Source organism: Curtobacterium flaccumfaciens pv. betae, assembly GCF_026241855.1.
GTDB classification, from domain to species: Bacteria; Actinomycetota; Actinomycetes; order Actinomycetales; family Microbacteriaceae; genus Curtobacterium; species Curtobacterium flaccumfaciens.
Genome location: NZ_JAPJDC010000001.1, coordinates 2,715,268 through 2,737,305, shown reverse-complemented (window position 1 = coordinate 2,737,305; position 22,038 = coordinate 2,715,268). Strand labels below are relative to the sequence as shown.

Genomic DNA, 22,038 nt, shown 5'->3' with positions numbered 1-22,038 from the left:
ATCCGGTGCTCAATGGACGGGACGAACGCACCGCCCACGAAGGAGTCAGCATGCGCATCAGCGTCCCCACCGAGATCAAGAACAACGAGTACCGCGTCGCCGCCACTCCGGCCGGCGTCGCCGAGCTCGGGTCGCACGGACACCAGGTGCTGGTGCAGGCCGGTGCCGGGTCCGGTTCGGCCTTCACCGACGACGAGTACCGCACCGCCGGCGCCACGATCGTCGACACCGCGGCCGAGGTGTGGGAGCGCGCCGAGCTGATCCTCAAGGTGAAGGAGCCGGTCGCGTCGGAGTACCCGATGATCCGGCCGGGCCAGGTGCTCTTCACCTACCTGCACCTCGCCGCCGACCGACCGCTGACCGACGCGCTCATCGACTCGGGCGCGACGGCGATCGCCTACGAGACCGTGCAGCTGCCGGACCGCTCGCTGCCCCTGCTGTCGCCGATGTCCGAGGTCGCCGGGCGACTGTCCGCCCAGGTCGGCGCGTTCCACCTGATGCGCACGAACGGTGGGCGCGGGCTGCTGCTCGGCGGGGTCCCCGGCACGCCGAAGGGCCGCGTGGTCGTCATCGGCGGCGGCGTCGCAGGGGAACACGCCGCGACGATGGCGCTCGGCATGGGCGCCGACGTCACCGTGTTCGACATCAGCCTGCCGCGGCTCCGGGCCCTGGACGCCCGGTTCGACGGCCGCGTCACGACCCTGCGCTCGTCGGCGCACGCCATCGCCGAGGCCCTGCGCGATGCCGACCTGGTGATCGGCTCCGTGCTCATCCCCGGGGCGTCCGCGCCGAAGCTCGTCACCGACGCGATGGTCGCCGACATGCGGCCGGGCTCGGTGCTGGTCGACATCGCGATCGACCAGGGCGGCTGCTTCGAGGGCTCCCACCCGACCACGCACGACGACCCCACGTTCGCCGTGCACGACACCGTGTACTACTGCGTGGCGAACATGCCCGGGGCCGTCCCGCGCACGAGCACGATCTCGCTGACGAACGCGACGCTGCCCTACGCCGTCGCGATCGCCGACCGTGGCTGGGAGGCCGCGCTCGAGGCCGACCCCGCACTCGCCGCCGGCCTGAACGTGCACGCCGGCCGGGTCACGAACGTCGCGGTCGCCGCCGCGCACGGCCTGGTGGCGTCCGCCGAGTCGTCGCGCTGAGGCCGCGCGAGTCTTCGCGCTGAGCGACACCTCACGGGCCAGCGGCCGCGTGAGGTGTCGCTCAGCGCGAAACGACGCGCAAGACCACGCGCATCAGGCCGCCACCGGTGCCGCCGCCCGACCGGCACGCCCGCCGACCCAGCCGGCGCGGGCACGAACCACGACGGTCACGACGACCACGGCCGCCGCAGCCACCACGGCCGCCACCGCCGTCGGCACGGAGACGAGCGGCCCCTCGAAGCGGGCCACGGCGACCCACGCCAGACCCCACGCGACCGAGGCCATCGGCGCCAGGCGTCCCCGGCCCCACAGCGCGATGAGGACCCCGACGAGCCCGGCCACCGCGGCGACGACCACACCCCACGGGTCCTGCCCGAGTCCGAAGCCCCGGAAGCCCGCCGCCGTCAGCACCGCAGCGGTGTTGGCGGCCGTCGCGACGCAGACCCACCCGAGGTACAGCCCGAAGGTGCCGTCGGTCAGGATCGCCTCGACGACCCCGCGGGACGGGGTCCGGCGCAGGATCGTGAACGTCCAGATCAGCACGACGAGCAGTGCGACGATGATCGGCTCGCTCGCCCACAGGAACCCGAACTGCACGGACAGGATCCACGCGGCGTTGAGCAGCAGGGAGAGCGCCGCCGGCACCACCAGCCGCTCGTGCCGCTCGTCGTTCGCGGTGCGGAAGAGCTGCAGCACCGCGTAGCCGATGAGCCCGGCGTAGACGACACTCCAGATCGAGAAGGCCGGGCCGTCCGGGGCGATCGCGGTGGAGGACGCCGACAGTGCGCCACCGGCGGCGTCCTGGATGGGCGTCCCACCGGCGGCGCCCGACCCGACGTACGCGCCGATGACGGCGACGACCGCGCTCACGGCCACCGCGATGCGCTTCCAGATCCTCTTCATGACAGTCCCTTTCGTCAGCATGCTGATGACCTGCACCGTAGGCGGCCGGTGCCGCCGGTCGTGCAGCGCGCGTTCAGGCAGGACGCGGGGCGCACGGCGGGCGTGCCACGGGCCTCCATGCCGGAGACCGGCCACCCTGCGTACGGTGGGCGCGTGAGCGTCGAACTGAACACCGTCTACATCGACCGGATCGCCCCGATCGCGAGTCCGTCCCTCGACGACACCTTCCGGATGCTCGACGAGCAGGGCGCCAGCGCGTGCATCGTCCTGCACCAGCCCGACGCCGAGGAACTCGGCGACGTCGCGGTCGCCCTCGGCCTGCACGAACTCGCGGTCGAGGACTCCGCCGAGGGGCACCAGCGACCGAAGCTCGAGCGCTACGGCTCGACGCTGTTCGTGGTGCTCAAGCCGGCGCTGTACAACGACCAGCAGGAAGAGGTGGCGTTCGGCGAGGTGCACGCCTTCGTCGGTGAGACCTTCTTCCTCGCCGTCGTGAAGGCCGACCCCCGCGGCAAGCAGACCGTTCCCCGGGCGCTGCAGCGGTTGAGCGGCAAGCCCGGGCTGGTGACCGTCGGCCCGCAGGCGCAGCTCTGGGCGCTGATGGACTCCATCGTCGACGGCTACGTGCCGGTGATCGACGGACTCGAAGAGGACATCAACCAGATCGAGGACCAGCTGTTCTCGGGCGAGGCCGGGGTGTCCCGGCGCGTGTACGAGCTGTTCGGCGAGGTCGTCGACTTCCAGCGTGCGGCGCGTCCACTCGTCTACATGATCGAGAACCTGCACCGCGGCGCCGAGAAGTACCACCTGCCGATCGAGATGCAGCGGCGGTTCCGCGACGTCCTCGACCACGCGATCCGGGTGGTGGAGCGCCTCGACACGTTCCGGCAGCTGCTGCAGAACGCCCTGACCGTCGACTCGACCCTGGCGGCGCAGAAGCAGAACGACGACACGAAGAAGATCTCCGGCTGGGCTGCGATCCTGTTCGCGCCGACGCTCATCGCCGCGATCTACGGGATGAACTTCACGCACATGCCCGAACTCGGCTGGACGTGGGGGTACCCGCTGTCGATCGTCGCGATGGTCCTGTTCGCCGCGATCCTCTACGTGGTGTTCAAGGTCAAGCGCTGGTTCTGAGCCGCGCCGCGACCTGAGCCGCAACCTGAGCCGCAACCGGAGCCGCGCCGCAACCGGATTTGCAGCGGACGGCTCCGGACCGGAAAGCTCTGACGTGCAACGACGCCGACTGGAGCCCCGCATGCCGCACGAACTCGTCCACCTGACCGCCGGTGGCGTCTCGCTCGTCCTGGACTGCCGCGACGACGCGCTCCCCGCCGTCGTGCACTGGGGAGCTGCACTCGGACCGCTCGACACCGAGGCGCTGACGGCCCTCGCCGACGCCGACGTCGCGCCCGTCGCACCGAACGAGATGGACGACCCGGTCCGCCTGTCGGTGCTGCCCGAGCCGCACCGGGGCTGGAGCGGTCGTCCGGGGCTCGCCGGGCACCGTGACGGCGCCGACTGGTCGCCGGCGCTCACGGTGACGTCGCTCGCGGTCACCGACTCCGCGGTCACCGCCGACGCCGAGGACACGGTTGCCGGGCTCACCGTCCGGGTGACGATCGAGATGCTCGGTTCCGGGCTCGTGCGGGCCCGCGCGGGCGTGACGAACACCGCCGACGGCGTCTACACCGTCGACGACCTGACGCTCGCGATGCCGATCCCGTCGGGGGCCCGCGAGATCCTGGACTTCGCCGGCCGCTGGGGCAAGGAGCGGACCCCGCAGCGCCGCGAACTCGTCGTGGGGACCCACCAGCGCGAGGGACGGAAGGGCCGCACCGGCACCGACGCCGCGACCGTGCTGACGGTGGGGGAGCCGGGCTTCGGCTTCGCGCACGGCCAGGTCTGGGGCGTCCACACCGCCTGGAGCGGCAACCACCGGCACCACGCCGAACGCCTCGCCACCGGCCGCCAGGTCATCGGCGGCGGCGAACTCCTGCTGCCCGGCGAGGTCCGGCTCGACACCGGTGCCACGTACGAGGGGCCGTGGGTGTACTTCGCCCACGGTGACGGCCTCGACGACCAGGCCCGACGGTTCCACCGCTGGCTCCGGAGCCGCCCGCAGCACCCGACGACGCCCCGCCCGATGACGATCAACGTGTGGGAGGCCGTGTACTTCGACCACGACCTGGCCCGCCTCGTCGACCTCGCCGAGCGTGCCGCAGCCCTCGGCGTCGAACGCTACGTGCTCGACGACGGCTGGTTCCGCGGCCGCCGCGACGACCACGCCGGCCTCGGTGACTGGTACGTCGACGAGGAGGTCTGGCCGGACGGACTCGGCCCCCTGGTCGACCGCGTCCGTGCGCTCGGCATGGAGTTCGGCCTGTGGTTCGAACCCGAGATGGTGAACGAGGACAGCGACCTCGCCCGCGCCCACCCGGAGTGGATCCTGCAGGCCGACGGTCGGCTGCCCGCGCGTTCCCGCGACCAGCAGGTGCTCAACCTGGCGATCCCCGAGGCCTTCGACCACGTGCTCGAACGGATGACGGCGATCATCGGCGAGTACGCGGTCGACGCCGTGAAGTGGGACCACAACCGCGACCTCGTCGAGGCGGGGTTCCCGGGCTGCGGCGCAGCGGTCCACGAGCAGACCCTCGCCGCGTACCGGTTGATGGCGACGCTCGGCGAGCGGTTCCCGTCCCTGGAGATCGAGTCGTGCTCGTCGGGTGGCGGTCGGGTCGACCTCGGCGTCATCGAGCACACCGCGCGGGTGTGGGTGTCCGACGACATCGACCCGCTCGAGCGCCAGCAGATGCACCAGTGGACGCAGCAGCTCCTGCCGCCGGAGCTGCTCGGGTCGCACATCGCGAGCGGCCGGAACCACACGACCGGTCGCGTCCACGACCTCGCCTTCCGTGCCGGCACCGCCCTGGTCGGCCACCTCGGCATCGAGTGGGACCTGGCCGGCGCGACCGCCGACGAGTCCGCGGCGCTCACCGAGTGGATCGCGCTGTACCGCGAGCTCCGCCCGCTCCTGCACGGCGGTGACCTGGTGCGGTCCGACGAGGTCGACGACGCGCGGCTCGTGTACGGCGCGGTCGCGCCGGACCGGCAGCAGGCCGTCTTCTTCCTCGCCGGCATCGGCCGCTCCGAGGTCTCCGGCACCGGCCGGGTCACCTTCCGCGACCTCGACCCCGACACGGCGTACCGCGTCGACCCGGTGGTCATCGGCGACGGCCACGACCTGGTGCGACCGGACTGGTGGTCCGGCCCGCGGGTGTTCAGCGGCCGGGTGCTCGGCACCGTCGGCCTGCAGCCGCCGCTCATGCCGGCCGACTGCGTGGTGCCGTTCCGGGTGACGGCCGTTTGACGGCGGGTGGTCGGGGCTCCCGGCCTGGAGGCCCGTCCCGCGTCCGGCGGCCCGTCGCGGTCCGTCATCGGGTGCGTCCAGCCCGTTAGGCTTCCGGTCATGCCGCACTCCGGACACGCGACCCCGGTCTGGGCCCTCAAGCTCGCCGTCGTCACCGCCCTGGTGGGCGTCTCCGGCGGCATCGCCGGCATCGCGGTCTGGCTCGCGCTCCAGCTCATCCAGTTCGTCGCCTTCGGGTACGGGTTCGGCGGGCACCTCGAGGCCGCCGACGCACCGTCCGGGCTGAACCGGTTCATCGCGCTCACCGCGGCCGGCGTCCTGACCGGGTTCGCCTGGTGGGCGCTCCGTCGGTGGGGGCGCTCGATCGTCTCGGTCACCGCGGCCGTCGACGGCAAGCGGATGCCGGCCCTGGCGACGCTCGCGAACGCCGGTATCCAGATCCTGGCCGTGGGGCTCGGCGCGTCCATCGGCAAAGAGGTGGCGCCGCGCGAGGTCGGGGCCTGGCTCGCCCAGCTCGTCACCCGTCGTGCGGGGCTGACCGCACGCGAGACGAAGATCCTCGTCGCCTGCGGTGCTGCAGCCGGCCTCGCCGCCGTGTACGACGTGCCCCTCGGTGGTGCGCTGTTCGCGGTCGAGGTCCTGCTCGGGGAGATCAGCTTCGCGACCGCCCTGCCCGCCTTCGCCACGAGTGCCGTCGCCGCCATCACCGCCCGGCTCGTGATCCCGGACGAGGTGCTGTACCACGTGCCCGCGATGCACCTCTCGCCGTCGCTGCTCGTCTGGGCGGTCGTCGTGGGACCCGTGCTGGGCCTCGCCGGGGTCGGGTTCGTCAAGCTGACCAACCGGCTGCAGGGCATCGCCCCGAAGGGCTGGCACCTGCTCGTCGTGCTGCCGGTGGTCTTCGCGATGGTCGGGCTCATCGCGATCCCGTTCCCGGAGATCCTCGGCAACGGTCGGGCGCTCGGTCTCGTCGCGATGAACACCACGCTCGACGACGCCTCGTTCGCCGGCCTCTCGCCGATCGTGCTCCTGCTGCTGCTCGCTGTCCTGCGGACCGTGACCACCTCGGCCACCATCGGGGCCGGTGCGGTCGGTGGCACGCTGACCCCGTCGATCGCGATCGGTTCGGCGATCGGCGGCGGCCTGGGCGGTGCGTGGCTGCTGCTGTGGCCGGCCGACGGTCCGAGTCTGGCGGCCTTCGCCTTCGTCGGTGCGGCGGCCTTCCTCGCCACCACCATGCGGGCGCCGTTCACCGCCCTCGTGCTCGTCGTCGAGTTCACCCAGCAGGGCACCGACATCCTCGTGCCCTCGTTGCTCGCGGTGTCCGGCGCGGTCGCCGTCGGGTACGTGCTCGCCCGCCGCCGCAGCGCACAGATGGTGTGAAGACCCCGAGCGTTCCGGTACGGACGGCTGTCCGGCGGCCTACTGTCGGCGCCAGGACGGAGCGACGGGCTCCGCACCGAGACGAGGAGCAGCCGATGGCGGGGTTCGACGACATCACGAAGAAGGCCCAGGAGTTCCTGAAGGACGGCAAGGTCCAGGACGCCCTGAAGAGCGAGAAGGCCGAGGGCGTCAGCGACAAGGTGCTCGGCGGCGTGGCCGACGCGGTCAAGAAGGCCACGGGCGGCAAGTACGACGACAAGATCGACGGTGCCCGCGACGCTGCGGACAAGAAGATCGGCAACGAGTAGCGGACGACGTGCAACGGCCCAGGACCCGGCGTGGTCCTGGGCCGTCGCCGTGCCGACTGGACGTGGTCGGGAACAACGGACACCATGGACGGGTTGCTCCGGACAGCAGCACCAGGAGGACGAGACGTGACAGTCGTGGCGCCGAACCAGCCGCTCACCGAGACCGAGGTCGAGGCGATCAAGCGGGACTTCCCGATCCTCGCGCAGGACGTGAACGGGCAGCCGTTGGCGTACCTGGACTCCGGGGCGACGGCTGAACGCCCGCGCCAGGTCCTCGACGCCGAGCGCCGGTTCCTCGAGCACGACAACGCCGCCGTCCACCGCGGGGCCCACACGCTCGCGGCGCTCAGCACCGACGCCTACGAGGACGCCCGCGCCACCGTCGCCGGCTTCATCGGCGCCGCCGCCCCGACCGAGGTGGTGTGGACCGCGAACGCCACCGATGCCCTCAACCTCGTCGCTTACGGCATGGCCAACGCCAGCCGTGGCCGCGGCGGTGCCGACGCCGAGCGCTTCCGCCTGGGCGCCGGTGACGAGATCCTCGTGACCGAGGCCGAACACCACGCCAACCTCGTGCCGTGGCAGGAGCTCGCCGCGCTGACCGGTGCCACCCTCCGCTGGATCCCGGTCGCCGACGACGGCACCTGGACCGCCGACGACGCCGCGGCCCTGATCACCGACCGCACGAAGGTCGTCGCGTTCTCGCACGTCTCGAACGTCACCGGGATGATCGCCCCCGTCGAGCAGGTCGTCGGTCTCGCCCACGCCCGCGGCGCCCTCGTCGTGCTCGACGCCTGCCAGTCCGCACCGCACCGTCCCCTCGACGTGCAGCAGCTCGGGGTCGACTTCGCCGCGTTCTCCGGGCACAAGATGCTCGGCCCGAACGGCATCGGCGTGCTCTGGGGCCGTGCCGAGCTGCTCGACACCCTGCCGCCGTTCCGCACCGGCGGCTCGATGATCACCACCGTGACGATGGAGGGCTCCGAGTTCATGCCGGCGCCCGAGCGGTTCGAGGCCGGCACGCAGCCCGTCTCGCAGGCGGTCGCCCTCGCCGAGGCCGTCCGCTACCTGCGGGGCATCGGCATGGAACGCGTCCGTGCCCACGAGGAGCACCTGGCCCGCCGGATGCTCGACGGTCTGGCAGCAGTGCCCGGCATCCGCGTGGTCGGCCCACCCGCCGGCGTCCCGCGCTCCGGTCTGGTCGCGTTCGACGTCGACGGCGTGCACGCCCACGACGTCTCGCAGTACCTCGACGCGCAGGGCATCGCCGTGCGTTCCGGCCACCACTGCGCCCAGCCCCTGCACCGCCGCCTCGGACTCGTCGCCACGAGCCGCGCGAGCACCTACGTCTACACGACCGAGCACGACGTCGACCGGTTCCTCGCAGCCGTCGCCGAGGTCCGCGACTACTTCGGAGCGACCGCGTGAACGCCCTCGACAGCCTGTACCAGCAGGTCATCCTCGACCACGCGAAGGCGCGTCACGGCGACGGCGTGATGCCCGACGCGGATGCCTCGCACTTCGAGCGGAACCCCACGTGCGGCGACGAGATCACGGTCAGCCTGCGGCTCGAGCCGGGCACCGACCGCATCGCCGGGCTCGCCTGGCAGGGCGACGGCTGCTCGATCTCGATGGCCTCGGCGTCCGTCCTCACCGACATGGCGGTCGGCCGCACCGTGCCCGAGTTCCTCGCACTGACCGAGGAGTTCCGCACCATGATGCGCTCGCGCGGCGTCGGTGAGCCCGACGAGGACGTCCTCGAGGACCTCGTCGCCTTCCACGGCGTCTCGAAGTTCGTCATGCGCGTCAAGTGCGGGATGCTCGCCTGGGTCGCGGCGGAAGCCGCCGCGCGCGAGGCGACCGCGTCCCGCTGACCCGGGTGCGGCTCGCGATCGCGAGCACCCGACAGTCGGGAGGCCCGTTGCGGGCCCGCCCCGCGCCTCCCGTCCGCAGCACGGTCAGCGGCAGACGTCCTGCGTTGCCGCCTTCGTGTCGTTGATGACGATCGTCGTGACGATGTCCTCAGCGCCGGAAGCGCCACCCGTGGTGTCGAAGTGCAGCCAGTGGCCATCCGTGGTCGGTGCCACGTACTCGCGGTAACCGCCGATCGGTGGCTCCCACGTGTCGATCGTCTTCTCGAGCCCGGGGTACGCCGCGCGCACGTCGTCGGCGGTGGAACCGAGCGCGATGCCCGTGGACGTCAGCACGGGCGACGAGAACGCTCCTGGGTCGGTTGCCTGTCCCGCAACGGAGATGTAGCGCACACCGGGCCCGGAGTCGTCGGACGTGACGAGGATCCGGTACCCGGATCCGCTGGGGGTGGACAGGTCGGCGGACTGCCACTCCCAGAACGTCGGGCAGCCGCTCGACGGCTGCCGCGAGAACCCGGCAGCCGGCAGCACCGTGCCGACGTCCGTGACACCGAGCTGGACGGGGCCGAAGGACGCGTCGCCGAAGACCCAGCTCGCGGGGCCGCTCGGGCTGGACGACGGCCGGACGCTCGTCGGGGTCGGGGTCGGGGTCGGGGTCGGGGTCGTCGTCGGCGTGGCGGCCGTCGCACTCGTCTGCGTGGCGCTCGGCGCGCTCGGCCCGGACGCTGTCGCGCAGCCAGCCGCTCCGATGAGGAGCGTGGCGATGCCGACGGTGAGGATGGTGGTGCGGAGCGTGGTCATGATTCTCCCTTCACCTTGCAGTGTCGTCGTCCGGGCGATCCTGACGGACGTCGGCGCGGACTGATGGCGGTCACGAGCACGAGCACGAGGATGGACCACGTGATCGTCGAGACAGCGCATCCCGGCGCGGCCGGATCCGACGCGATCGTGCGGGACTACCTGACGGAGGTCGCGTCGCGGTGGTACGGGCGGGCGGCGACGTCGGCCGAGGTCGACCGGGCGCTCGACGAGGAGCCGTACGACGACCTGCAGGGACACTCCGGGGTGTTCCTCGTCGCCGCCGACGGGGGAGCGGTGGTCGGTTGCGCCGGCGTGCGCTTCGTGGGTGCCGTCGGCGAGCTGACGAAGGTGTTCACGCTGCCGGAGCACCGCGGCCGAGGCGTCGGTTCGGCGCTCCTGCGCCACGTCGAGGACGTCTGCCGGGGACGCGGGATCACGTCGCTGCGGCTGGACACGCGGGCCGAGCTCGCCGAGGCCTGTGCGCTCTACGAACGGCTCGGCTTCGTCCGGGTCCCGCCGTTCAACGACGACCCGTACTCCGACCGCTGGTACGCGAAGTCGCTCGCTGCGGGGTGACGATCAGGCGATGGCGCCGATCTCGCGGAGCGCGTCGCCGACGGTGATGCGCTCGCCGCGTTCCTGCGCCCGTGCCCAGCGGGACTTCACGAGCGCGACGGCGTCGTCGTCGAGACCGAGGAGCTCGTAGAGGCCGTCCAGCTCTCGGAGAACGAGGTCGGCGAGCGGCACGGGGAACTTCCGTTCGGGGCTCGCGTAGCCCTGCTGCGCGAGCTGTTCGAGCATCTCCGGGTCGGTCTCTCGCTGTTCCATGAGCAGGACGACGGTTCGTGACCTCGTCCCCATGAGGAAGGCGGAACGCACGTTCTCGTCCGGATCGGTCGCCAGTGTGATCTCGACGGCGAGGGGGAGGTCCTCTTCGCACGCGAGCTCCCAGCGCTGCGATGCGTCCCCCTGGATCGCCGTCAGCATGTCGGGGTGGACGCCGAGGCCGCGCTCGCCGCGTTCCGGTCGCAGCGAGGTCGGGCGGGAGCCGTCCCCGACGCGGGCCGTGGGGAAGCCGACACCCGTGTACGCGGTGTGGGCGATCGGCAGGAACTGGAGCGCCTGGTGCAGCGCGGTCGCGGCGTCCTGCACGGCCGGAGCGGTCACGTCACCGTCGGCGGCCGCGATGGCGGTGGCGTAGTCGGACAGCGCGGTGTGCTGCTGGTCGATCGCCAGTGCGAACATCTCCTTGCCCCTGGCGGTGTTGCCGAGGAGCCGCGGGTCCAGGTGCAGCGTCACGGCGCTCGGGTCCTGCAGGTGCCCCCGCGGCGTGCCACCGCCCGACATCGTGATCTCGAACGTCTCGTCGTCTTGCTCGTGGGCATCGGTCACGTCGCTGACGCTACCGGCTCAGGGGAGCGTGACGACGAGCTTCTTGGCAGAGACACCCGCGCGGAGCTCGGCGAGGGCGTCCGGGATCGCGGCGAGTCCCGATCCGACGACGGATGCGGTCGGGGTGGCGCGGTACCGACCGGTGCGGAGCGCCTCGGGCAGGAAGTCGCGGTAGATCGCGGGGCCGATCTCGGACTCCGTCGGGCGGCCGCCCCAGATCGCGGTGACGTGGACTCCGTGTCGACGCTCGAGGCGCGCACGGATCGTCGTCACCGGCGTCGGGTACGCCGATGCGAGTCGGCCGGAGCCGGTGACTGCCCGGACGATCGGGAGCGTGCGGGTCAGCGAGCCCTGCCCGAAGGCGAGGGTGCCGGCGAGGTCCCGGTCGGCGAGTGCCTCGAGGATGCGGCGGGCGGCACCGTCGTCGCGGTAGTCGAACACGGCTTCGGCCCCGAGGTCCTGCACGAACGCGTGGTTCTTCGGCGAAGCGGTACCGATCACGGCGTACCCGGCGGCGCGGGCGAGCTGGACGGCGTTGGCGCCGACGCTCGTGGACGCACCCCACACCAGGACGACGCCGTCGCGGTCGATCGCATCGGCCGTGGGGAGCGGCAGCGCGAGCTGGTCCGGTTCGAAGAGCCCGGCGGCGGCGGTCGAGACGGCGAGCGGCAGGACCGCTGCCTGCTCGGCGGGCAGGGCATCTGGAACCGGGGTCGTCACACGGTCGAGCAGCAGGACCAGGTGTTGGAAGGCCCCTTCGGCAGCGCTGTTCCGGTGCTGCTCCTGTCCCGCGGCGTGCCCGACGACCCGGTCGCCCACACGGAACCGCTCGACGCCGGAGCCGATCGCGACCACGGTGCCGGCGACGTCCGACCCGAGGACCGCGGGGAACCGCAGCTTCGGGTACACCAGGTGCCGGAAGAGCCCACCGACGGCGTCGACCGGGTTGACGGCGACGGCCTCGGCGCGGACGACGAGTTCGCCGGGGCCGGGCTGGGGGACCGTGGCGGGCCCGACGGCGAACCGCCCGGTCGACGTGGCCCAGAGTGCTGCGTTGCCCGATGACGACATGGTGTCCCGATCTCTTGCTCGAAGTGAGTCATGACACGACGTGTCATCACCGAGTCAATCATGACACGACGTGTCATCACCAGTACTCTTGCCCCATGCGTTGGTCACCGGATGCCCGAGGGCGACTCGAGCGAGCGGCGTTCGAGCTCTTCGCCGAGCAGGGCTACCAGGCGACGACCGTGCCGCAGATCACCGCACGGGCCGGCCTGACGACCCGCACCTTCTTCCGGTACTTCGCCGACAAGCGCGAGGTGATCTTCGCCGGCGACGAGATCCCCGATCTCGCCCGGGCCGCCATCGGGGGCGCGCCGGCCGGGATCGACCCGCTCGACATCGTGGTGCACGGCCTCCGCACCGTCGCCGACGAGCGGTTCGAGGGGCGGCACGGTGAGGTCGGGTCGGTGCGGCGGCTGGTGCTGTCCGAGTCCTCACTGCGGGAGCGCGACGCCCGGAAGCGTGCGGACCTGACGGACGCGGTGCGCGGGGCCTTCGTCGACCGCGGGCTCGATCCGTCCGAGGCGGCGGTGATCGCCGAGACGACCGTGATGCTCTTCCACCTGGCCCTCGAGTCGTGGCTCACCGGACCAGCCGAGCGCCGGATGGCCGACGTCGTCGACGAGCAGCTCAGTGCACTCCGTGGGGTGCTCGATCGACGGCCCGCAGCGTCATGAACACGTCGACGCCGTCGTCGGTGTCGAGCACGAAGCCGTGGCGTTCGTAGAGTCGGCGGGCAGGGCTGCCCACCAGCACGTTGAGCCGCGTCGGGCCGTCGTGGGGCTCGTCGAGGACGGCGCGCAGCACTGTCGACCCGACTCCGTGCCCCTGGACGTCGGGTGCGAGGTAGAAGTGCTCGACCCAGCGGACGTCGTCCTCGACCCGCACGGTGACCGACCCGACGTCGCGGCCGTCGACCACGACGACGCGGGTCAGCTGCGGCCGGAACGCGTCGCGGAGGCGCTGTCGGACGCGCGTCTCGTCGAACACCCCGAGCCGCGTCAGGTCGTCGCGCAGCACCACTGCCCGGAGCTCGGCGAGCCACTCGAGGTCCTCGGTGGTGCTGTCCCGCAGTGCGACGTCCATCCGCTCAGCCTACGAACCCCGGTGCACCGTCATCGACCTCGTACGCTTGCCTGATGGACCGCGACGGCGTCATCGACCTGGTCGCGTCCCGTCGTGCCTCGGCCCGTGCACCGATCGTCGTCGGTGTCTCCGGGTACTGCGGATCCGGCAAGTCGATGCTGACGCGCACGCTCGTCGAGGGACTCCCCGGCGCGGTCCGCATCCGCGGCGACGACTTCCTCGACCCCGTCCGGTCCCACCGGCGCTCCGTCGACTGGGACGGCGTCGATCGTCCCCGGCTGGTGTCGTCGGTGCTCGAACCGCACCGGACCGGTCGGGCGAGCGCGTTCCAGCGGTTCGACTGGTCGGTTCGAGCCCTCGGCCCGGCTGAGCTGCTGCCGCAGACGGACGTCCTGATCGTCGACCTGATCGGACTCTTCCACCCCGACGCACTCCCACACCTCGACGTCAGCATCTGGTGTGACGTGGACCTCGACACGGCAGCACGTCGGGGCATGGCTCGTGATCGTGCGCTCGGGCGCCGGCACGATGCCCTCTGGCGGGACGTGTGGGTCCCCAACGAACGCGACTTCGAGGAGCGCTACGCGCCGAAGGATGCCGCCTCGGTGCGCTACCTGGCCTGACTGCGGAGCGAGGCGACCATGCTCCGCAGGATCCGGCGGGCCTCGGTCTGCTGGTCGTCGGTCAGATCGGCGAGCATCCGCTGTTCGACGCCGCGGATCGCCGCGCTCGCCTGCGCCAGGCTCCGACGCCCGCTGTCGGTGAGCTGCGTGGGGAGCGCCTTGCCGACCGACGGCTCGGTGGCGCGGGTGACGAAGCCGTCCCGCTCCAGGGCCTGCAGCAACACGTTCATCGACTGCCGGGTGACGAAGGTGCCCCGCGCGAGTTCGGAGTTCGACAGGCCGGGGCGCTGTGCGAGCAGTTCGAGGCAGGAGTAGTGCGTCACCGTCATGCCGAGTGGGCGCAGTACGGCCTCCATCGACGCGCGGAGAGCGCTCGCGGTCTCCTTGAGCAGGTAGCCGATCGACGTCTCGAGGTGGATGCCGGTGTCGTCTTGACGCATGTCAATAGTCTGACATAGCTTGTCCTGTGTCAGAAGACTGACACAAACCCGAGGAGCACCACATGCCCATCACCGGCCCCGACTTCATCTCCCTGCAGACCCGCGACCTCGATGTTTCGCAGGCGTTCTACGAGCGGTACCTCGGCCTCGGCCTCGTCCGCTCCGAGGCGGGCCCGCCGCACGCCGTCGTGTTCGAGACCACGCCGATCGCCTTCGCCCTGCGCGACCTGGTGCCCGGCACGGACCTCGACGCGGTGGCGCAGCCCGGCATCGGCGCCGCGATCTGGCTGCACGCGACGGACGTGCAGGCGATCCACGACGCGCTCGTCGCCGACGGGCACCGGATCGTCTCGGCGCCGATCGACGGCCCCTTCGGTCGGACGTTCACGTTCGCCGACCCCGACGGCTACCACGTCACGCTCCACGACCGCGCCTGAGCCCTGGAGCCGGCCCCGCGTCCGTCGTGGGCGGCGGGGCGGGCGCGGGTCGCGCCTCCAGGCCGTTGCCGGAGCCGACCGTCACGCTTCGTCACGATCCGTGACGGTCCGAGGTGTCCGACGTAGCGTCTCGACCCGTGACCACCAGCAGCGAGCACCGGCAGATCCGCTTCAACGCGTTCGACATGAACTGCGTCGCGCACCAGTCCTCCGGACTGTGGCGGCACCCCCGCGACCGGTCGCGGGACTACCGCGACCTGACCTACTGGACGGACCTGGCGAAGACGCTCGAACGCGGGGCGTTCGACGGCATCTTCATCGCCGACGTCCTGGGCACCTACGACGTGTACGGCGGCTCGAACGAGGCCGCGCTCCGCACCGGGTCGCAGGTGCCGGTGAACGACCCGATCCTGCTCGTGTCGGCGATGGCGTCGGTGACCGAGCACCTGGGCTTCGGCATCACGGCCGGCACCGCGTACGAGCACCCGTACCCGTTCGCCCGACGCATGTCGACGCTCGACCACCTGACCAAGGGCCGGGTCGGCTGGAACGTCGTCACCGGGTACCTGCCGAGTGCCGCACGGAACATGGGCCAGACCGACCAGCTGTCGCACGACGACCGGTACGACGTGGCGGACGAGTACCTCGAGGTCCTCTACAAGCTGTGGGAGGGCTCGTGGGAGGACGACGCCGTCGTCGCCGACCGCGAAGCCGGCGTCTTCACGGACCCGGCGAAGGTGCACCCGATCGAGCACCACGGCACGCACTTCGACGTGCCCGGCATCCACCTGTCCGAGCCGTCCGTGCAGCGCACGCCCGTCATCTACCAGGCGGGCGCGTCACCGCGCGGCATCCGCTTCGCCGCGGAGAACGCGGAAGCGGTCTTCGTGGGCGCACCGACGCTCGAGCAGCTCGCCTCGACCGTCGCGAAGGTCCGGGACGCCCTGGAGGCAGCTGGTCGCGACCGGTACGCCGCCCGCGTCTACACGCTGCTCACCGTGATCACGGACGCCACCGACGAGCTGGCCCAGGCGAAGTACGAGGACTACCTGTCGTACGCGTCGGAGCTCGGTGCGCTGGTGCTCAACTCCGGCTGGATGGGCGTCGACCTGTCGCAGTGGGACCCGGACCAGCCCCTGGGTGACGTCGAGTCGAACGCGATCCAGTCGGCGGCGGCGAACATCGCGGCGGCGACGGGGGAGGACGGGTCGAAGTGGACGATCCGCGACCTGGCGCGGCAGACGGCGATCGGTGGACTCGGCCCGGTGGCGGTCGGCGGGGGAGCGACCATCGCCGACCGGCTGCAGGAGATCCAGGAGCTCACCGACGTCGACGGCTTCAACCTGGCGTACGCGGTGACCCCGGGCACGTGGGAGGACGTCATCGAAATCGTGATCCCGGAGCTCCGTGCCCGTGGCGCCTACCCGGAGGAGTACGGGGCGGGGTCGCTCCGCCAGAAGCTGCACGGCCGCGGTGACCGGCTGCCCGACGAGCACCGTGGGGCGTCGTTCAGGATCGGGAGCCGGGCGGTCGTAGGCTGATCGGGTGATCGAGTCGTCCGTGGTCGTGCGTCCTGCGACCCCGGACGAGACCGACACCTGCATCGACCTGTGGGCCGCGGCCGTGGCCGCCCGCGACGGTGCCGCCGAGGACCCGGCGGTGCGGGAGCGCGCGCGGCAGAAGTTCGCGGCGGAGCACGTCGCCTGGTTGGTGGCTCCCGGCCCGGACGGTGCGGTCGACGGCTTCGTCCTCGTGACGGCACCCGGCACCGGGCGGTCGACGGACCCGTCGGACGCCGCCTACCTGTCGTTGCTCGCGGTGCGCCCCGGGGTGCAGGCCCGCGGGGTCGGACGGTCGCTGCTGTCCGAGGCGGTGCACGACGCCCGGGCTGCCGGACACCCCCGCGTGGTGCTGCACGTGCTCGGCGACAACGACCGGGCGGTGCGGCTGTACGAGGCGGGCGGCTTCGTGGCGGCGGGCGACGAGTTCGCGCACGCGCTGAGCGGGGTCACCACCCGCGTGTACGTCGCGGGCTGAGCGGGCCGAGGCAGGCCGACGCTCGCAGACGCGGGTTGACGCTGGCTACGCGTCCCGACCGCGCACCGGCGTCCACGTCGGGTAGGTCGCCGAGCGCCCGTCGCCCGACGACGTGCGGGTGATCCGACGCTGTACCCACGGCAGGACGTACTCGCGGTAGTAGCGGAGTTCCTCGCCCAGGCGGGCCCGGGCGGCACCGGCGTCCGCGGGCTCGACCGGCGCTGGGCCGTCGAGGACCGCGTGCAGCGCCAGGTCCGCGACGCGCTGGTGCCCGGTGGCGTTCATGTGCAGTCGGTCGTCCGACCAGAACTCCGCGCGGCCGAGGTGCGGGTCGCGCGAGACGTCGACGAACGGCAGACCACGGCGTCGGGCGAGCGTGCCGAGTGCTTCGGCCCAGGCGTCACCGCGGCGGTTGATCAGGGAGCCGAGGGGCAGGCGGGCGCTCGGGTCGGCCGGGCTGAGGAGCGCCAGGCGGGCCCCGGTGGCCTCGACGCGGTCGGCGGCGGCCTCGACGAGCCCGATCAGCGCGTCCACGTCGAAGCGCGGGCGCAGCAGGTCGTTCCCGCCGGCGCAGAAGGTGATCAGGGTCGGCGCCGGGTCGAGCGCGAGGGCGGCCCCGAGCTGGCCGTCGAGGACCCCGGCGAGCAGTCGGCCGCGGACGGCGAGGTTCGCGTACGAGACGTGGGCGTCCGAGGCTCCCGCCATCGCGCTCGCGAGTCGTCCGGTCCAGCCGGGGAACGGAGCGGGTCCGGCGTCGCCGATGCCCTCCGAGAAGCTGTCGCCGATCGCGACGTAGCGGATGGTGTCGTGCATGCGCCCATCATCGTGCACATGCCTGTGCAGGTTCCCGGCACGGCTGCCGTACCGGGAACCCGCATCAGCGAACCCTCACAGCACCGCCTTCGGCACCCGGTGCAGGGTGACCGCACCGACGGCGGCGAAGGGGTGCAACGGGTCCGGTGCGGTGGAGCCGGTCGGCCCGCCGAGCTTCGAGTCACCGACCGCGCTCAGCACCGCGTAGGCGTCCTCGGCGGTCCAGCCGTGCTCGTCGACCAGGAACGCGAAGGCATCCTCGTACCCGCGCCGGACGCTCTCCTGCACGGGGTCGCCGAGGCCGACGAACAGCCAGTCGTCGGCGGTCTCGATGCGCGGTGCGCGGAGCACCGGACCGCCCTTGACTAGGTCGACGGAGACGATCGCGGTGCCCTGGGCCTCGATGGCGACGAACGACGACTCGCCCTCGGCCATGAGCGCGTGGATGTCGCCGATCGACAGCAGTGCGCCGGGGACCCGGACGGGCAGGGACACCGTCGAGCCGGGGCGGGCCTCGGTGACGTCCATGTTGCCGCCCTCCGGGTGGGCCGGCATGATCGTCGAGTTCTCGCCCTCGGCCGGGGCCGTCCCGATGCACCCGATCATCGGCCGGACGGGGAACCGGTGCCGGTCGGACACCTGCACCGAGCCGTCCGAGATCGGGCAGCGGCGGGCGAAGACCCGGTCGCCCATCACGTGCTGCAGGGCCCCGGAACCGGGGAGGGACACCGACCACCCGTGCGTGGTCAGCTCGATGGCGTGGATCGTCACCACGAGGGTGTCGCCGGGTTCCGCCCCCTCGACGAACACCGGGCCGGTCACCGGGTTGATCGGTGCCTGCAGCAGCGCCATGTCGTGGTGCTGGTCGAGTTCGGCGTAGACGGCGTCGGTGGTCTCGAAGCCGATGGTCTCGCCGGTGCCGGGGCGGACCCGCAGCACGGGCTCCCGGTCGGCCGAGAACCCGGTGCGGCCGAGGGTGTTCGGCAGGAAGTGGTCCGGGGTCATCGTGCGTCCTCCGTCGTCGGTTCTGCTTCGGAGCCGACCTCGGTGGAACGGCCGGTGCGTCGGTAGTACAGGAACACGGCCGCGCCGACGATCAGCCAGATGATCCCGCCGACCTTCGCCTCGACCGCGGCGTTGAGCAGGACGTACCCGATGATCAGGAACCCGATCAGCGGCACGACCAGGTGCAGCAGCCAGTTGCGCGACTTCCCCTTGACGACGTGGTGCACGAAGACGGACACGTGCAGGAGCATGAAGCCGAACAGTGCGCCGAAGTTCACCAGCGACGAGATCGTGTCGATCTGCCCGACGAAGAACAGCACCAGGATCGCGGAGAGCACCGAGACGACGATGATCGCGTTCTGCGGCACCTGGCGCCCGTTGAGCTTGTGCAGGAACGCGGGCAGCTGACGGTCGCGGCTCATCGAGAAGAGCAGACGGCTCGTCGCGGCCTGTGCGGCCATGGCGTTCGCGATGCCGACGGCGAGCACGTTGACGGCGAAGAACGCGGTGGCCCAGCCGCTCGACGATGCCTGCTCGACGATGGTGAAGAAGGCGTTGCCGGCCTCGCTGTCCGAGAACGAGTCCCGCCCCGCGGCCAGGGCGGACGCGAGCCAGGTCTGCAGGATGAACAGGAACGCCACGATGACGAGCGCCAGGATCATCGCCGTGCCCGCTCCGCCACGACGGCCGGTGGACTCCTCGGACAGCGTCGAGATGCCGTCGAAGCCCAGGAAGCTCAGCACCGCGATCGACAGGGCCGAGGCGATGAGCGGCGCCGACACCTTGGCGGGGTCCCAGATCTGCTCGGTACCGAACGATGCGTCGGGGATCGTGCCGCCGGTCAGCGCGACGATCGCGATGACGACGAAGATCGCGACGAAGACGAGCTCGATGAGCAGGAAGATGCGGTTCGCGAGCTTGAGCGAGGACACCCCGGCCAGGTTGATGACGGTGTTGATCGCGACGAACACGAGCGCCCACAGCCAGCGGGGCGTGCCCGGGAAGATGCCGACCATGCTCTCGGCGGCGAACACGTAGAGCAGCGTCGGGACGAGCAGGTAGTCGAGCAGGATCGCCCAGCCGGCGAAGAACCCGGCGGTGGGGTGGATGCCGCGGCCGACGTACGAGAACACGCTGCCGGCGAGGGGGATCGACTTCGCCATCTGCGCGTAGGCCAGGGCGGTGAAGATCATCGCGACGAGGCCGACGAGGTACACCAGCGGCACCATGCCGCTGGAGGCGTTGTAGACGGTCCCGAAGATCGCCCACGGGGCGATCGGGACCATGAAGACCAGGCCGTAGATGAGCAGGTCGGTGGTGGAGACGGAGCGCTTGAGCTCCTGCTTGTAGCCGTAGGCCTCGAGCTGCTGCTGTGCGGAGAGCTCACTGTGCTGCTGCGACATGTCGGGTTCCGTTTCGGGTGGAGGGACGGTGCAGGGGGGGGGGGGGGGGGGGGGAAGGGGAGCGGGTGGTGCCGTCGGGAAGGCGGGTGCGGCTGTGGGGGTGGGAACTGCGGCCGGGAGGCGCGGGGCGGGCCTGCCCCGCGCCTCCAGACCGAAGGTGGCCGGGTCAGGCCCCGTCGTGCGCGGCCAGGAAGGTCGCGACGACCCGGCGGAACTCCGCCGGCTGCTCCAGGTGCGAGCAGTGGCTCGCGCCGGGGAAGACGTGCTGCCGGACGTCGGCGATCCGCTCGACGAACGGGGCCCACGTGGCGGGGGTGGCCTCGTCGTGCTCGCCGGCGACGACGAGCGTCGGCACGGCGAAGCGGTCGAGCCGGTCGACGATGGTCCAGTCGCGCATCGTGCCGATGACGTGGAACTCGTTCGGGCCGTTCATCGTGTGGTAGACCGTCGGCTCGCGCTCCATCTGCTCCTCGGAGTCGACGAAGTCCGGATGGCTCGGGACCACGCGGCAGACGTGCCGCTCGTAGAAGACCTGCGTCGCCGCCAGGTACTCGGGGTCGTCGACGGTGCCGGCCGTCTCGTGCCGGGTCAGGGTGTCCTGCACGTCGGCGGGCAGCTGCGCGCGGAGCTCGGCGGCGCCGTCGACCCAGAGCTGCATCGACGCGGGGGAGTTGCAGATCGCCAGCGAGCGGAGGCCAGCGGGCTGCTGCACCGCGATCTCGGCGCCGAGCATGCCGCCCCACGACTGCCCGAGGACGTGGTGGTCGCCGAGCCCGAGGTGCTCGACCAGGGCGGCGTACTCGTCGACGAACAGCTGCGGCTGCCAGGTGTCGACCGGGGCGTCCGGGCGGTGGCTGCTCCGGCCGCAACCGAACTGGTCGTGGTGGACGACGCTCCGGCCGGTCTCGTCGGCCAGCGCCGCGAGGTTCCGGAGGTAGTCGTGGGCCATGCCGGGCCCGCCGTGCAGGACGACGAGAGGCAGCGCGCCGGCGACCGGGGTGTCGGGCGTGGTGACCCGGTACCAGGTCTCGCCGTCGCGGAACGGCATCGTGGATTCGGTGATGCTGGACATGGGGGTCAGCATGGAGCGGAAAAAGGTCCCACGCAATACCTTTTCTGCTGCCTTAACGTGGTCGTAACACCGCGAAGGGGGTCCGTGTGTCCGATCGTGCGACCGAGACGCGCGTCGACGAGGTCGAGGACCGCCTCGTGACCGCCGTCGCCGTGGGCGAGTACCTGCCCGGCGCGAACCTGCCGCCGGAACGCGAACTCGCTGGCTTGCTCGGCGTCGCCCGGGTCACCGTGCGGGGCGCGATCGCCCGGCTCGTCGAACGGGGGCTGCTCGAGACCCGTCGAGGCCGGGGCGGCGGCACGTTCGTCCGCACGGAGTGGCCGGACAACTCATCGGACGCCGTCGGGCGGGTGCTGCTCGCCCGGTGGGAGGCGATCCAGGACACCGCCGACGCCATCGCGCTGCTGCACGGGGCGCTCGCGACGGCCGCCGCGGAACGGGTGACCCCGGAGGACGCCGCCCTGATCCGTGCACGGCTCGAGGTGTTCCGCGACGCCACCTCGGGTCTCGAGAAGCAGCAGGCCGACGCCGTGCTGCACCGGACGATCATCGACGCCGCGCGGAACGACGCCCTGCGGACGGCGCTCGCCGGGTTGGAGGCGCAGATCTCCATCGCCGCTCCGGCGCACCTGTGGGGCACGGCCGAGGGCATGGCGGAGATGGAGACCCGCGCGCTCCACGAGCACGAGTCGCTGGTGGACGCGGTGTGTTCGGGGCGGGCGCCCGAGGCGGGCGTGATCGCCCGGCAGCACGTCGGGATCGACGTCGAACTGCTCGAACGGGCCGTGCGGCGGACGGGGCAGGTGCCCCGGCACTGAGGCGCGGTCCGTCGGTCGGTGTGGTGGTCGGTTGGCTGGGCGGTCGGTCGG

At 71.9% G+C, this 22,038-nt stretch carries 24 protein-coding genes; 14 read left to right on the top strand and 10 right to left on the bottom strand.

All coding sequences use genetic code 11. The features are described 5' to 3' along the window. Positions 1-50: 50 nt before the first annotated feature. Complete coding sequence (gene ald / locus ORG17_RS12880) at positions 51-1,160, top strand: alanine dehydrogenase (protein ID WP_214528096.1); 1,110 nt, start codon at positions 51-53, stop codon at positions 1,158-1,160. 93 nt (positions 1,161-1,253) lie between these two features. On the opposite strand, the gene ORG17_RS12875 is transcribed toward ald, so the two are convergent. Next, positions 1,254-2,063: a tryptophan-rich sensory protein gene (locus ORG17_RS12875; protein WP_214528097.1), complete on the bottom strand. Its 810-nt coding sequence runs from the start codon at positions 2,061-2,063 to the stop codon at positions 1,254-1,256. A 153-nt stretch (positions 2,064-2,216) separates the two neighbouring features. On the opposite strand from ORG17_RS12875, the gene ORG17_RS12870 reads away from it, so the two are divergent. The 6 genes from ORG17_RS12870 to sufU all read left to right on the top strand — a co-directional run bounded on the left by ORG17_RS12870 (position 2,217) and on the right by sufU (position 8,998). Continuing rightward, positions 2,217-3,200 (top strand): magnesium and cobalt transport protein CorA, encoded by a 984-nt coding sequence (locus ORG17_RS12870; protein WP_071247679.1) that lies wholly within the window; start codon positions 2,217-2,219, stop codon positions 3,198-3,200. Between the two features lie 121 nt (positions 3,201-3,321). Beyond that, on the top strand, positions 3,322-5,433 hold the full coding sequence (locus ORG17_RS12865; RefSeq protein WP_214528098.1) for an alpha-galactosidase: 2,112 nt from the start codon (positions 3,322-3,324) through the stop codon (positions 5,431-5,433). 99 nt (positions 5,434-5,532) lie between these two features. Further along, positions 5,533-6,816, top strand: a complete 1,284-nt coding sequence (locus ORG17_RS12860) for a chloride channel protein (protein ID WP_214528099.1) — start codon at positions 5,533-5,535, stop codon at positions 6,814-6,816. A gap of 95 nt (positions 6,817-6,911) precedes the next feature. Then, positions 6,912-7,124, top strand: coding sequence for an Rv0909 family putative TA system antitoxin (locus ORG17_RS12855; protein WP_027466238.1), 213 nt, complete (start codon positions 6,912-6,914; stop codon positions 7,122-7,124). A gap of 135 nt (positions 7,125-7,259) precedes the next feature. Further along, entirely contained in the window at positions 7,260-8,552 is a 1,293-nt protein-coding gene (locus ORG17_RS12850; protein WP_214528101.1) for an aminotransferase class V-fold PLP-dependent enzyme, read from the top strand. Then, positions 8,549-8,998, top strand: a complete 450-nt coding sequence (gene sufU, locus ORG17_RS12845; RefSeq protein WP_027466240.1) for a Fe-S cluster assembly sulfur transfer protein SufU — start codon at positions 8,549-8,551, stop codon at positions 8,996-8,998. Before ORG17_RS12850 ends, sufU begins: the two co-directional genes overlap by 4 nt. Before the next feature lie 84 nt (positions 8,999-9,082). Here the strand turns inward: sufU and ORG17_RS12840 are convergent, their stop codons facing one another. Then, positions 9,083-9,796 (bottom strand): hypothetical protein, encoded by a 714-nt coding sequence (locus ORG17_RS12840; RefSeq protein ID WP_214586059.1) that lies wholly within the window; start codon positions 9,794-9,796, stop codon positions 9,083-9,085. Between the two features lie 99 nt (positions 9,797-9,895). Between ORG17_RS12840 and ORG17_RS12835 the strand changes: the two genes are divergently transcribed. Beyond that, a complete protein-coding gene (locus tag ORG17_RS12835) occupies positions 9,896-10,372 on the top strand; it encodes a GNAT family N-acetyltransferase (RefSeq protein ID WP_214528110.1) in 477 nt (158 codons plus the stop codon). A 3-nt stretch (positions 10,373-10,375) separates the two neighbouring features. Here ORG17_RS12835 and ORG17_RS12830 read toward each other — a convergent pair whose 3' ends face one another. Beyond that, positions 10,376-11,188 carry a hypothetical protein gene (locus ORG17_RS12830; protein WP_214528111.1) on the bottom strand — a complete coding sequence of 271 codons (813 nt, stop codon included), beginning with the start codon at positions 11,186-11,188 and terminating at the stop codon, positions 10,376-10,378. A gap of 18 nt (positions 11,189-11,206) precedes the next feature. Continuing rightward, positions 11,207-12,259 (bottom strand): zinc-binding alcohol dehydrogenase family protein, encoded by a 1,053-nt coding sequence (locus ORG17_RS12825; protein WP_214528112.1) that lies wholly within the window; start codon positions 12,257-12,259, stop codon positions 11,207-11,209. A gap of 95 nt (positions 12,260-12,354) precedes the next feature. On the opposite strand from ORG17_RS12825, the gene ORG17_RS12820 reads away from it, so the two are divergent. Continuing rightward, a complete protein-coding gene (locus ORG17_RS12820) occupies positions 12,355-12,930 on the top strand; it encodes a TetR family transcriptional regulator (RefSeq protein ID WP_214528113.1) in 576 nt (191 codons plus the stop codon). Here ORG17_RS12820 and ORG17_RS12815 read toward each other — a convergent pair. Next, positions 12,884-13,339, bottom strand: a complete 456-nt coding sequence (locus tag ORG17_RS12815; RefSeq protein ID WP_214528114.1) for a GNAT family N-acetyltransferase — start codon at positions 13,337-13,339, stop codon at positions 12,884-12,886. The two genes, ORG17_RS12820 and ORG17_RS12815, sit on opposite strands and share 47 nt — an antisense overlap. Positions 13,340-13,392: 53 nt before the next feature. Here ORG17_RS12815 and ORG17_RS12810 point away from each other — a divergent pair, with 53 nt between their 5' ends. After that, entirely contained in the window at positions 13,393-13,962 is a 570-nt protein-coding gene (locus ORG17_RS12810) for a uridine kinase family protein (protein WP_214528115.1), read from the top strand. On the opposite strand, the gene ORG17_RS12805 is transcribed toward ORG17_RS12810, so the two are convergent. Beyond that, complete coding sequence (locus ORG17_RS12805; protein ID WP_173034799.1) at positions 13,950-14,402, bottom strand: MarR family winged helix-turn-helix transcriptional regulator; 453 nt, start codon at positions 14,400-14,402, stop codon at positions 13,950-13,952. The genes ORG17_RS12810 and ORG17_RS12805 overlap by 13 nt on opposite strands. A gap of 62 nt (positions 14,403-14,464) precedes the next feature. Between ORG17_RS12805 and ORG17_RS12800 the strand changes: the two genes are divergently transcribed. The 3 genes from ORG17_RS12800 (at position 14,465) to ORG17_RS12790 (ending at position 16,876) form a co-directional block, all read left to right on the top strand. Beyond that, positions 14,465-14,839 (top strand): VOC family protein, encoded by a 375-nt coding sequence (locus ORG17_RS12800; protein ID WP_214528116.1) that lies wholly within the window; start codon positions 14,465-14,467, stop codon positions 14,837-14,839. A 137-nt stretch (positions 14,840-14,976) separates the two neighbouring features. Further along, a complete protein-coding gene (locus ORG17_RS12795) occupies positions 14,977-16,380 on the top strand; it encodes an LLM class flavin-dependent oxidoreductase (RefSeq protein WP_214528117.1) in 1,404 nt (467 codons plus the stop codon). Between the two features lie 4 nt (positions 16,381-16,384). Further along, a complete protein-coding gene (locus ORG17_RS12790; RefSeq protein WP_214528118.1) occupies positions 16,385-16,876 on the top strand; it encodes a GNAT family N-acetyltransferase in 492 nt (163 codons plus the stop codon). A gap of 45 nt (positions 16,877-16,921) precedes the next feature. Here ORG17_RS12790 and ORG17_RS12785 read toward each other — a convergent pair whose 3' ends face one another. The 4 genes from ORG17_RS12785 to ORG17_RS12770 all read right to left on the bottom strand — a co-directional run bounded on the left by ORG17_RS12785 (position 16,922) and on the right by ORG17_RS12770 (position 21,169). Next, complete coding sequence (locus tag ORG17_RS12785; protein ID WP_232536507.1) at positions 16,922-17,689, bottom strand: SGNH/GDSL hydrolase family protein; 768 nt, start codon at positions 17,687-17,689, stop codon at positions 16,922-16,924. Positions 17,690-17,764: 75 nt separating this feature from the next. Continuing rightward, on the bottom strand, positions 17,765-18,694 hold the full coding sequence (locus tag ORG17_RS12780; protein WP_214528119.1) for an acetamidase/formamidase family protein: 930 nt from the start codon (positions 18,692-18,694) through the stop codon (positions 17,765-17,767). Continuing rightward, positions 18,691-20,097 (bottom strand): APC family permease, encoded by a 1,407-nt coding sequence (locus ORG17_RS12775; RefSeq protein WP_027466251.1) that lies wholly within the window; start codon positions 20,095-20,097, stop codon positions 18,691-18,693. Before ORG17_RS12775 ends, ORG17_RS12780 begins: the two co-directional genes overlap by 4 nt. A 166-nt stretch (positions 20,098-20,263) precedes the next feature. After that, entirely contained in the window at positions 20,264-21,169 is a 906-nt protein-coding gene (locus ORG17_RS12770) for a proline iminopeptidase-family hydrolase (protein ID WP_250892592.1), read from the bottom strand. A gap of 86 nt (positions 21,170-21,255) precedes the next feature. Here ORG17_RS12770 and ORG17_RS12765 point away from each other — a divergent pair, with 86 nt between their 5' ends. Continuing rightward, positions 21,256-21,987, top strand: a complete 732-nt coding sequence (locus tag ORG17_RS12765; RefSeq protein ID WP_111056264.1) for a FadR/GntR family transcriptional regulator — start codon at positions 21,256-21,258, stop codon at positions 21,985-21,987. Positions 21,988-22,038: the final 51 nt, after the last annotated feature.

Coding starts and splice junctions, on each gene's coding strand:
- ORG17_RS12810 (WP_214528115.1), top strand. CDS start 13,393: ATGGACCGCGACGGCGTCATCGACCTGGTCGCGTCCCGTCGTGCCTCG.
- ORG17_RS12840 (WP_214586059.1), bottom strand. CDS start 9,796: ATGACCACGCTCCGCACCACCATCCTCACCGTCGGCATCGCCACGCTC.
- ORG17_RS12785 (WP_232536507.1), bottom strand. CDS start 17,689: ATGCACGACACCATCCGCTACGTCGCGATCGGCGACAGCTTCTCGGAG.
- ORG17_RS12855 (WP_027466238.1), top strand. CDS start 6,912: ATGGCGGGGTTCGACGACATCACGAAGAAGGCCCAGGAGTTCCTGAAG.
- ORG17_RS12775 (WP_027466251.1), bottom strand. CDS start 20,097: ATGTCGCAGCAGCACAGTGAGCTCTCCGCACAGCAGCAGCTCGAGGCC.
- ORG17_RS12780 (WP_214528119.1), bottom strand. CDS start 18,694: ATGACCCCGGACCACTTCCTGCCGAACACCCTCGGCCGCACCGGGTTC.
- ORG17_RS12800 (WP_214528116.1), top strand. CDS start 14,465: ATGCCCATCACCGGCCCCGACTTCATCTCCCTGCAGACCCGCGACCTC.
- ORG17_RS12865 (WP_214528098.1), top strand. CDS start 3,322: ATGCCGCACGAACTCGTCCACCTGACCGCCGGTGGCGTCTCGCTCGTC.
- ORG17_RS12770 (WP_250892592.1), bottom strand. CDS start 21,169: ATGTCCAGCATCACCGAATCCACGATGCCGTTCCGCGACGGCGAGACC.
- ORG17_RS12805 (WP_173034799.1), bottom strand. CDS start 14,402: ATGCGTCAAGACGACACCGGCATCCACCTCGAGACGTCGATCGGCTAC.
- ORG17_RS12875 (WP_214528097.1), bottom strand. CDS start 2,063: ATGAAGAGGATCTGGAAGCGCATCGCGGTGGCCGTGAGCGCGGTCGTC.
- ORG17_RS12825 (WP_214528112.1), bottom strand. CDS start 12,259: ATGTCGTCATCGGGCAACGCAGCACTCTGGGCCACGTCGACCGGGCGG.
- ald (WP_214528096.1), top strand. CDS start 51: ATGCGCATCAGCGTCCCCACCGAGATCAAGAACAACGAGTACCGCGTC.
- ORG17_RS12815 (WP_214528114.1), bottom strand. CDS start 13,339: ATGGACGTCGCACTGCGGGACAGCACCACCGAGGACCTCGAGTGGCTC.
- ORG17_RS12860 (WP_214528099.1), top strand. CDS start 5,533: ATGCCGCACTCCGGACACGCGACCCCGGTCTGGGCCCTCAAGCTCGCC.
- ORG17_RS12820 (WP_214528113.1), top strand. CDS start 12,355: ATGCGTTGGTCACCGGATGCCCGAGGGCGACTCGAGCGAGCGGCGTTC.